Origin of the sequence: Mesobacillus stamsii, assembly GCF_030814065.1 — a bacterium.
Lineage (GTDB): Bacteria > Bacillota > Bacilli > Bacillales > Cytobacillaceae > Mesobacillus > Mesobacillus stamsii.
Genome location: NZ_JAUSUN010000025.1, coordinates 39,819 through 50,335, shown reverse-complemented (window position 1 = coordinate 50,335; position 10,517 = coordinate 39,819). Strand labels below are relative to the sequence as shown.

Genomic DNA, 10,517 nt, shown 5'->3' with positions numbered 1-10,517 from the left:
CGCTCGACTTGCATGTATTAGGCACGCCGCCAGCGTTCGTCCTGAGCCAGGATCAAACTCTCCAAAAAAGAGTATGAGTTTAGCTCATAAGTTAAGTTAAAACGTTGGCTCATGAACTTCTATAGATAGAAGCCATGATAATTGATTGTTTGTTGACGCTTGTTTGTTTAGTTTTCAAAGAACAATTTGTGTGCGTCGCTCAGAAGCGACTTTAATAATATATCATATCACAGTGTTGAATGTCAACATTTTTTTAAAATGTTTTTTTCGTGATTTGCAATGTTGGAAATCTATTCGCGACTGTTTCTATATACTATCACCCGAGCATCTCCAAAGTCAACATGTTTATTCCTTGAAAAAACTGGTAAAAATTAAAAACAGCCGGTTCCCCTTGCTAGGGACCGGCTGTTTTAGGATAGCTTATTTAGAAATCGTAATTATATTCTCGTCTTTCACATCAACATTGCCCTCTTTGTTGATTACGATGTGTTCTCCTTCAGCAAGGTTTGTGAATACGATTGGAGTAATAATCGATGTTGCGTTTTCTTTGATATATTCCAAGTCCACCTTCAATAACGGTTGTCCTTTTGTTACCGTTTCATTTTCTGAAACAAGTGTTTCGAATCCCTGCCCCTTCAAATTCACTGTGTCAATCCCAACATGAATCAGGATTTCTCTTCCTGAAGCAGACAGAATTCCGATAGCGTGTTTGGTCGGGAACAGATTGATTATTTTTCCGTCTACCGGTGAAACAATCGTACCTTCAGCAGGAATGATCGCAAAACCATCGCCCATCATTTTCTCTGAGAACACTTGGTCCGGAACTTCTGTAATTGGTTTGATCTCCCCTTTAATAGGAGAAACAAAAGTTTCAGCTACAGAATCCACATCATGTTGAGTCTGCAATGCTTCCGGATTCACTTCTTCTATTTGCTGTTCCACCTCTGTTGCCTGATTCGTTTCCACAGGACGAGGCCGTTTGCCATTCATAATATCTTTCATCTGACCCTTAATCGTCTCAGAGCGCGGTCCAAAAATTGCTTGAATATTATTTCCTACCTCGAGCACTCCAGCAGCACCTAGTTTTTTCAAGCGGTTTTTATCAACCTGGCCAATGTCATTAACAGATACACGAAGTCGGGTAATACATGCATCAAGATTAGCGATGTTTTCTTTCCCGCCCATGGCATCTAGGACGTCATACGGCAGGTCACTTGCTTGTCCCTTTGCTCCGACTTCTTCCTCTTCATCAACCTCTTCTCGACCTGGTGTCATCAGGTTAAACTTACGAATCGCAAATCGGAAACCAAAATAATAGATGAGCGCGAACACTAGCCCTACAGGGATGACAATCCATGCATTCGTCTGCGGATTGATCAATCCAAACAGAACGTAGTCAATCAGGCCGCCAGAGAACGTCATCCCAATTTTTACATTTAAAAGATGCATGGTCATAAAGGATAGACCGGCAAAAATCGCGTGAACCCCGAATAATACCGGCGCTACAAATAGGAACGAAAATTCAAGTGGTTCTGTAATCCCTGTCAGGAATGAAGTTAATGCAGCAGAAGCCATGAGACCGCCGACTACTACTTTTCTTTCAGGACGGGCTTCGTGATAAATAGCTAATGCGGCAGCTGGAAGACCAAACATCATGAACGGGAATTTACCGGTCATAAATGTGCCCGCAGTCAAATTCTGAACGTTATCTCCTATTTCGGCCATGAAGATCCGCTGATCCCCACGTACAACTTCGCCAGCTAAAGTAGTATACTGTCCGAATTCATACCAGAATGGTGAATAAAAGATATGGTGCAAACCAAACGGAATCAACGAACGTTCTACTACACCAAAGATAAATGCTGATAAAGTTAAATTAGCATGAACCATGTTTTGTGAGAATGCATTCAAGCCATTTTGGACTGGTGGCCAAATCACAATCATTGCCAATCCAAGCAGAATCGCTGTTCCAGCCGTGACGATCGGAACGAAACGCTTTCCTGCGAAAAAGCCAAGATAAGAAGGCAATTCAATTTCAAAAAACTTATTGTAAAGAGCAGCGGCAATGATACCAACGATGATACCACCAAAAACCCCTGTTTGAAGTGTCGGGACACCAAGAATGTTAGCATAGTTCAGTCCGTTCACATCTTCTGGTGTGATGCCTAGAACCGTACCCATTGTCACGTTCATGATCAGGTACCCGATAATGGCAGCAAGACCAGCAACACCTTCCCCGCCTGCTAAACCAACCGCTACACCCACGGCAAACAATAGCGGCAAGTTCCCGAAGACAATTTCCCCTGCTTTTTGCATGACAGCTGCAACAATGTCAACAGCGCTATTATCTAAAAATGGAGCAAGCTCCAACAAAGCAGGGTTGCGAAGGGCAGCTCCAATCGCAAGCAAAATACCTGCAGCTGGAAGCAATGCGACGGGAAGCATTAGCGCTTTTCCTACTTTTTGAAGAACACCAAAAACTTTCTTAAACATGGAAAGACCTCCTAAATTTTTTCTCTTCAAGCGGTTACAAACATGAAAAAACAAATAAAAAAAGCATGAGAAGGATGTGTCGAAAGAAGCTTATGGATATAGTACCCATAAAACTTCCTTTCCATTACATCCTTTACTCATGCCTGATCGAATCAGTAACACGTAAGAATACTGCTTATTTCACTTTTTTCTGAAGTCTTTGCAGATGCATCGTTAGATACACGGCTTCCGCATCGCATACTTGTTTTTTCAAGGTTTGTTGCATCACTTTAATGAGTTTCCACGAAAGATTGTAACACAGAGGATATTCCTCTTTCAAGAGGTTTGCAAATTTTTCTGGTTCCTCTACTTTTTCGCCGTTATTGACCCTTTCGATCGTGAAGCGTATGTGGCGCACAAGCCTTGTATAGTCTATCCCTTCTTTATCAACCTCGATATCTAGGTTTTCTTCAATTACTTGTACTAGTTTTGTCACAAGCTGTGAATGTTTATTTACGTCCGATAGACTCCGATTCATGATAGCGCTGTGAATATGGAGGGCGATAAAGCCGATCTCCCCTTCTGGAAGTTCCATACCTGAGCGTTCCTTGATCAGCTGCACCACTTCTTTGGCCATGTCAAATTCAGTTGGATACAGCGTTTTTGTTTCCACTAGAAATGGATTTTTGAATTCTATTCCCTGCGAAATTCTAGTTACCGCAAACATCAAATGATCCGTCAAGGCGACATGGATATGCTCATTTAGCAGGCCAGATGTCTGTTTTTTAATTAATTCAATTGAAGATATGATCGCTTCATGCAGGTCATTTTCAACAAAAGGCAAAAGCTTGATATAGTTTGCCTGTTCTTTTTCATCTTTGAGAACAAACATTTTCTCCGCCTGTCCCTCTTCTATCATGTCGCCTTTTTTTCGATTGAAGGCGATTCCCTTGCCAATCATGATTACTTCTCCAAATGACGGATGGTCAGCAATTAAGACATTATTATTCAATCCTTTTTTCACTTCTATTCTGTCCATGCCGTTTCCCCGTTTCCACTTGTTCTATGGGAATATCGTATAGAACGAGGATTTAGAAGTCAATCCGCAGAGTTTACCAGATACTTTTTTACCAAAAAAGATCCAGCGGCATTCGCTGGACCGAAAGATGCTATTCTGTTAAAAACACAAAGTAGAGTACGAAGATGACAAAGAATAGATACATAATTGGGTGAACCTCTTTTGATTTCCCCTTGACGATCATCGTAATCGGATAAAAGATGAATCCTGCTGCAATTCCGGTCGCAATACTTGACGACAACGGCATGGAGATCATTGTCAAGAATGATGGCACTGCGATTTCAAAGCGACTCCATTCGATTTTTCCGAGCGATGAAACCATCAGAACACCGACGATGATTAATGCTGGTGCAGTTACAGCCGAAGTGACCACTGAAAGCAGCGGGAAGAAAAATAGGGATAATAGAAAGAATCCTGCTGTCACAAGGGAAGCAAATCCACTTCGTGCTCCTGATGCAACGCCTGCAGATGATTCAATATACGATGTTGTTGTTGAAGTGCCGAAGATGGAACCAACAAGTGATGCGATTGAATCGGCAAACAGAGCACGTCCTGCACGAGGAAGCTTATTGTCCTTCATTAATCCCGCCTGGTTCGCTACTGCTACGAGCGTACCTGCATTATCAAAAAAGTCAACGAACAAGAATGTCAAAATGATGCCGAGCATGGTAGAAGTGTAGAAGGACGGATCACCGAACGCTGTAAATACCGCTCCAAATGTTGGCGCGACACTTGGTACTGCACCGACTACTTTATTAGGCGTGTCGATCAGGTTGAACATCATTCCGGCAATGACAGTAATAATGATACCGAAGAATACCGCGCCGTGAATGCCTCTTGTCATCATGATGACCGTAATCAATAACCCGAAAAGAGCTAGCAAAGTATTGCCATTTGCCAAATCACCAAGCCCAACAAGTGTAGCTGGATTATCGACGATGATGCCAGCATTTTTCAAACCAATAAATGTAATAAATAATCCAATTCCCGCTCCAACTGCGTGCTTTAGTTCCACAGGAATAGCATTAATCAATTTTTCCCGCCAGCCAGTAATCGTAAGCAACAGGAAAAACAGGCTGGAGATAAAAACGGCAGCGAGCGCATGCTGCCATGGTGCTCCATGGCTTAGGACAACCGTATAGGCAAAAAACGCATTTAATCCCATTCCCGGCGCAAGTGCGATGGGATATTTTCCAAGCAATCCCATTATAATCGACCCGACTGCTGCGGCCAACGCCGTAGCAACGAAAACCGCGCCGTAATCCATTCTCATCGCATCAGGCAGATCTTTTATGCTGTCCAATGTAAGTGTAAGCGGGTTGACAACCAAAATGTACGCCATTGCCAGAAACGTTGTCAATCCGCCGATGAATTCGCGACGATAGTTCGTGCCAAGCTTTTCAAACTCAAAATAGTTCTTCATTTTTCTTTCCCCCTGAATGAATGGGGAAATAAGACCAAAAAGAAAACGCCTCTGGATACCGGGCGTTGACGAAAGGCATAGCTGACGGAAAACCAATTAAAAATCGGTAAACTGCCAGTATTCTATCCCTCGTAGTCAAGCCATTTACGGTAGCTCGGTAGAAACTTTTGGGCCTTATCCCCAAGATTATACGACGAATTATGACAAATTAGTAAGTTCAGATACATTCTATCAGGACTTTTGCATCAAGTCAATAAAAAAAACGAACATTTTCATGTTCGTTTTTAATATCGTTCGTCTTTTATTCCCACTCAATCGTTGCTGGTGGTTTGCTAGTAATGTCGTAAACGACACGGTTGACATGGTCTACTTCGTTGACGATCCTTGTCGAGATAATTTCAAGAACATCCCATGGGATTCTTGCCCAATCGGACGTCATTCCATCAATGGATGTAACTGCGCGGATGCCGATCGTGTAATCATATGTCCTCGCATCACCCATGACACCTACGCTGCGGATATCAGGAAGGACGGTAAAATACTGCCAGATTTCCCGATCAAGTCCCGCTTTCTTAATTTCGTTTCTGAGAATAGCATCTGATTCCCGGACAATCTCTAATTTTTCTTCAGAGATAGCCCCAAGAACGCGAATACCTAGTCCAGGACCAGGAAACGGCTGACGCCAGACGATTTCATCAGGAATTCCAAGCTCGGTGCCTAGCTTCCGGACCTCATCCTTGAATAATGCATTCAATGGCTCGATTAAGCTGAACTGCATGTTCTCTGGAAGGCCGCCAACATTGTGATGAGATTTGATTGTCTGAGCCGTCGCCGTGCCGCTCTCAATAATATCGGTATACAATGTTCCCTGTGCAAGGAATTCAATGCCCTCGAGTTTTTCTGCTTCGTCATCAAAAACATAAATGAACTCGTTTCCGATGATCTTGCGCTTTTGCTCCGGATCAGATACACCTTCAAGCTTACTGAGGAATCGCTCTTTGGCATCCACCTTTATCACATTCATGTTGAATTCATCGGCGAAGGTCTTCATTACACTCGTCGCTTCATCTTTGCGCAATAATCCATGGTCAACAAAAATACATGTCAGCTGATCACCAATCGCTTTGTGGATCAGTACCGCAACTACTGAAGAATCCACTCCCCCGCTTAGCGCGCAAAGAACTTTCTTGTCTCCCACCAGCTGGCGGATCTTCTCCATTTCCATTTCAATGAAATTTTCCATTGACCAGTTGCCTTCGCATTCGCATACTTTAAAGACAAAGTTTTTCAGCAGATCATTGCCAAAAAGAGAGTGGCGTACTTCCGGATGGAATTGGACTGCATATAGCTTACGGGTCTCGTCGCTCATCGCTGCGATCGGACAGGATGGATTGATTCCATCCACTGAAAACCCTGGCGGTGACATTGTGACGAGGTCGCCGTGGCTCATCCAAACTACCTGTTCTCCTGGTGTGCCTTCGAATAACTTGTTCTGGTTATGGAGAGTCAGCAGTGCTTTTCCATATTCGCGGTTCTTCGCCTTTTCGACCTTCCCGCCAAAATGCATGGTCATTAGCTGCATCCCATAACAAATGCCTAGAATCGGCAAGCCAAGCTCAAAAATTTCTTCATCACAACGAAAGGCTCCCTCATCATAAACGGAGTTTGGTCCACCTGAAAAGATGATCCCCTTTGGGTTCATTTCCTTGATCTCTGCCGCAGTGATTGTGTGTGGATGAAGCTCGCTGTATACGCCAAACTCCCTAATCCGTCTTGTAATCAATTGATTATACTGGCTGCCAAAGTCTAATACTACTATCTTTTCCTGTTCTTGCAGCTCGGTTTTCATACATTCACCTCATTTAAAATAAACGCAGTAATTCCATTATGTACCTATTATGTTTTTTTGCGCATAAAAAAAACCAGAAATCTGCCACCCAAGTGAAAGGAAAGCAGAATTCCAGCGCAATACGAACAAAAGAAGTCTGCCTTCATAGTCAAATCATTTCCGGTGATTTGGTAGATACTTTCGATCCATATTATCGAGGATATATGAAGGATTAACTATATAGTTGCTCACATTGTATCAGTATCCTATTTTAACGGTCAAGCCCCAGATTTCCTAATCATATTTTCCCAGTGCTTTTTTACATCTTGCCACATGTCTTCCTCTCTTTCGCCGCGATACAAATACTCCTCATATTTAGCAGTAAGCCTGCGCATATCGCTAGTCGCGAAAAATGAATCCACATAAGAGGCATAGTCACGCAATGTCTGGCCATCCTCCCGCTTCAGCCCGTAAGTCCTGAGCTGCTTTAACAGGACAATATAAGCTTTCTCCAAGTACTTATTTTGCTTTTTTCCCTTATAAAGAAGGATATAGAAGGCGGGAAGCCAGTTTCCGCGCAGTCTGTACATAATTGCCAGAAATACAGCGAGCACGAGCACTGTCTGTAAAATTTTTCCGAAATGATCCGTAAGAAAAGCACCGGCATTTTTCAGACTGTTTGAAACAGAAGCTGCTGGCTTGTCCGCCTGCACCTGTTCTTTCGGTATATCCGGTTTCTTCGACGCCTCTGGTGCTGTTACATCTTCTTGATTATCCACAGTAGTCGACGGAGTGTTGTTGGTGTTGTTTTCAAACTGGACATTATTGGAAAACCCTTGAGTCGGTTCAAATGGCACCCAACCAACACCAGGAAAATACCCCTCCACCCAGGAGTGTGCATTATTATTTGTAACCTCGTAATGCCGGCGACCATCGTCTGTAGTATCGAGATAATCTCCTTCGGTATAGCCTTTCACCCAGCGGGTAGGGATGCCGACAGAACGCATCATCACCACCATCGAAGTGGAGAAATTATCACAATAGCCTCGTTGGGTTTCGAACAGGAATTGATCAACATAATCCTGGTCATCAGCCGGAACTGCCACATTCGTTTGATCATAAACAAAATTATTCGAATGGAAGTATGCTTCTATGGCCTGTGCTTTTTCAAGCCATGTCTGTTTATCTTTCGTAATTTCCTCAGCTAGATTCACAACCCGCTCAGGGAGCCCTTCTGGTACCTGGGTGTATTTTTCCAGGAAAGCCGCATTTTGCTCCCCTGCCATATCTTCTTTCCCAGCTTCCTTCAGCTTATCCACACTGTAGACAGGATAATCAAACGTGAGCGAATATGGCCCAAAGGATCCTGATTGTCCATCGGGAAGTGAAGTGATTTTCTCTGTCTCCAGATCGAGCATAAACTGCAAAGACGAGTACCCTGCTCCAGCATCCACCTGTTTTACCCCAAGCGGATAAACAAGGTGCGGATACCCAATTTTTGGAGTAACCGTGCTCGTACGTTCTTCTGTCTTCACCCCACCTGGTTCAAAAGGCTGCATAGGAACTGGCTGCTCTGGCCTAAATTCAACCGGCATGGAAGTATCAGATTTTTCTGTTATCCATCCTTTTCCGGTATAGACATCTTTCGTTTCGATCCTCCAATAATGCCGCCCATCTGCCTCTGTAGAAAAAACAACCGTGTCGTCCCCGATGAACGGGCCGCCCAGCGCGGAATCATCTGTTCCATAGCCAACCTTCTGAACGCCGCTGCCTTCACCGGAATCCTGATTATAGGAGGTGATAAATGGAACTGGATCCGGCCAGATAGGGCCAGCTTTAGGAGCTGCATAGCCAATTCCCACGCTTAAAACAACCATGGCCGCCAAAGGTATCATCCATTTTTTTGCGCTATAGAGGTTCTTCTTCGCCAATTCCTTGAGACCCATCCGGTAGTACGACAGCAATCCTAGCATGAAAAATCCGGCAAAAACTGTCCGAACAATCGCCGCATCCGCGTTATATGGGGTGAAGGTGTCAAGGACAGTGATGTATACAAGCGTCATAAAGAAAAACACAAAAATTTGTTTTCGGTTGATCAGCCAGTATGAAATCAGGTAGGTCAACAACCATAACAAAATAAAGAATAACAATGTCCGAAACTCATTAGAAATCTCTGTCCAATTTGCATTTACGATAAAATTGGCATTTGATATCACTTCGGTGAACAGCCCGGAAACCCATTTAAAACTAAAAAAGGAGCCGTCAAAAAACATGGTATGAACTGAATATAAGATGATGATGATTTTTATCAGCGCTCCCGGAATCGCTGGCATGTTGAAGTACGTCATCATCAGCGAAACAAATACAAAGCTAAGGAAGATGCTTATATGTCCTGTATCCGTCAGTTCCTTTAAAGGCCGCAGCCACTCCCAAAGCAGCAAAAAGCTGAAAACAAACAATAAAAAGTATGCAGCATCTTTTTTGGGCTTAACGATTTTCATCCCCGATTCACCTCCGAGAAGGCTTCAGGAAACTGGCCGTCATGCACCATGACAAGCCGGATTCCCCTCGCACTTGTCAATGATCTTAAGTTTTTTTCTGTATCTGTTGATAATTCCTGGCTGTTTTTAATCAGAAAGATACTGACCGCTTCATTTCGTTGATTTAAGACCACTGCTATTTCAACTAGCTCTTTCGTCAGTTGGGCGGTAACCAGCATAACGGAGTTGCTCTGCTGTGCAAGAAAGGTTTCTGCTTCCAAAACACGATCGAAGGAAACCGGACTAGTATCCCGGATTTTGGCGAGATGGTAGAGAAGCTGCTGTTGCTGGCTCTCCCCGCCTCGAGCAGGAAAAGCGACACGCTCCGTGCTCGATGTTAGCAGTCCAACCTGGGCACCTTTACGCAATATCGCCCTGATAACCGAGGCGGTAAAAGAAACGATCACTTCAAAGTGCGGATCTGGAGCACAATCCATTAAAAGAGTTACATCATGAGATTGCCTTTGTTCAAACTCCTTGGTCATAATATCATTTCGCCGAGCAGTCGCTTTCCAATTAATCCAGGAAAACCGGTCACCCGGCTGGTACTCTCGAACACCAGTTGCCATTGATGTATCTCGCTGGACTCGCTCCTTCGAGGCGGTCATCCCCTGGTCAAAATGGCGCGACACCGTCCGGTACACCAACTCCTGATACGCTGGATACACAAGAATTTTATTTTCATCCTTCAGGATTTTTTCTTTTTCGATTAATCCGAGCAAATCACCTGTCTTCAGCTTGATTCCTGTCAGGACATGTTCGCCCCTGGGCAGGTTCTCGATCGAGTAATGAAAGCTGAAAATCCGTTTAAATCCCGGAAATATCATTGTTTTCGCACTTTGCAAATCCTTGTTTCCAGCAAGCGTTTCTCCCGCCTGTTCTTCGGCGATTGCGAAAAACAGTGGGAATGGGATCTTTCTTCTAAGGGTAATGCTTGCCTTGAACTTCTCGCCAGCGTTGTAATCCTGTTTTGTGTACACTCTCTCCGCTTTTATCTCTTTCAAAGAGTACAAAGCTAGGCCAAAAGCATACAGCCCGAATGGTACAAAGCTATAAAACAGGAACCAGCTGACAAACCCCCCCTGAAACATCGCATACGAAAAGGTGAGCAAGAGCAGAAACAGCAAAACGATCCGCTTCCAAACTTCATTGACCTTTCGAAAAAATTTTTTCATA

6 protein-coding genes, 1 rRNA gene and 2 riboswitches are annotated in these 10,517 nt (G+C 43.7%); all 7 genes read right to left on the bottom strand.

The window, feature by feature from the left end:
- Positions 1–68, bottom strand: a 16S ribosomal RNA gene (locus J2S25_RS16205); the annotation flags it as partial.
- Between the two features lie 352 nt (positions 69–420).
- Positions 421–2,493 carry a glucose-specific PTS transporter subunit IIBC gene (gene ptsG, locus J2S25_RS16200; RefSeq protein WP_044391397.1) on the bottom strand — a complete coding sequence of 691 codons (2,073 nt, stop codon included), beginning with the start codon at positions 2,491–2,493 and terminating at the stop codon, positions 421–423.
- Positions 2,494–2,668: 175 nt separating this feature from the next.
- Complete coding sequence (gene glcT, locus J2S25_RS16195; protein WP_044391399.1) at positions 2,669–3,511, bottom strand: glucose PTS transporter transcription antiterminator GlcT; 843 nt, start codon at positions 3,509–3,511, stop codon at positions 2,669–2,671.
- Positions 3,512–3,641: 130 nt separating this feature from the next.
- On the bottom strand, positions 3,642–4,973 hold the full coding sequence (locus tag J2S25_RS16190; protein WP_044391401.1) for an NCS2 family permease: 1,332 nt from the start codon (positions 4,971–4,973) through the stop codon (positions 3,642–3,644).
- A 112-nt stretch (positions 4,974–5,085) separates the two neighbouring features.
- A riboswitch (purine riboswitch) is annotated at positions 5,086–5,187 on the bottom strand.
- An 87-nt stretch (positions 5,188–5,274) separates the two neighbouring features.
- A complete protein-coding gene (guaA, locus tag J2S25_RS16185) occupies positions 5,275–6,822 on the bottom strand; it encodes a glutamine-hydrolyzing GMP synthase (RefSeq protein ID WP_307192392.1) in 1,548 nt (515 codons plus the stop codon).
- A 125-nt stretch (positions 6,823–6,947) separates the two neighbouring features.
- Positions 6,948–7,049, bottom strand: a riboswitch (purine riboswitch).
- Positions 7,050–7,079: 30 nt separating this feature from the next.
- Positions 7,080–9,302 carry a transglutaminase TgpA family protein gene (locus tag J2S25_RS16180; protein WP_307192391.1) on the bottom strand — a complete coding sequence of 741 codons (2,223 nt, stop codon included), beginning with the start codon at positions 9,300–9,302 and terminating at the stop codon, positions 7,080–7,082.
- The gene (locus J2S25_RS16175) at positions 9,299–10,516 is read right to left on the bottom strand and encodes a DUF58 domain-containing protein (RefSeq protein ID WP_307192390.1); all 1,218 of its coding nucleotides are present in this window, start codon (positions 10,514–10,516) and stop codon (positions 9,299–9,301) included. Before J2S25_RS16175 ends, J2S25_RS16180 begins: the two co-directional genes overlap by 4 nt.
- Between the last annotated feature and the right edge of the window lies 1 nt (position 10,517).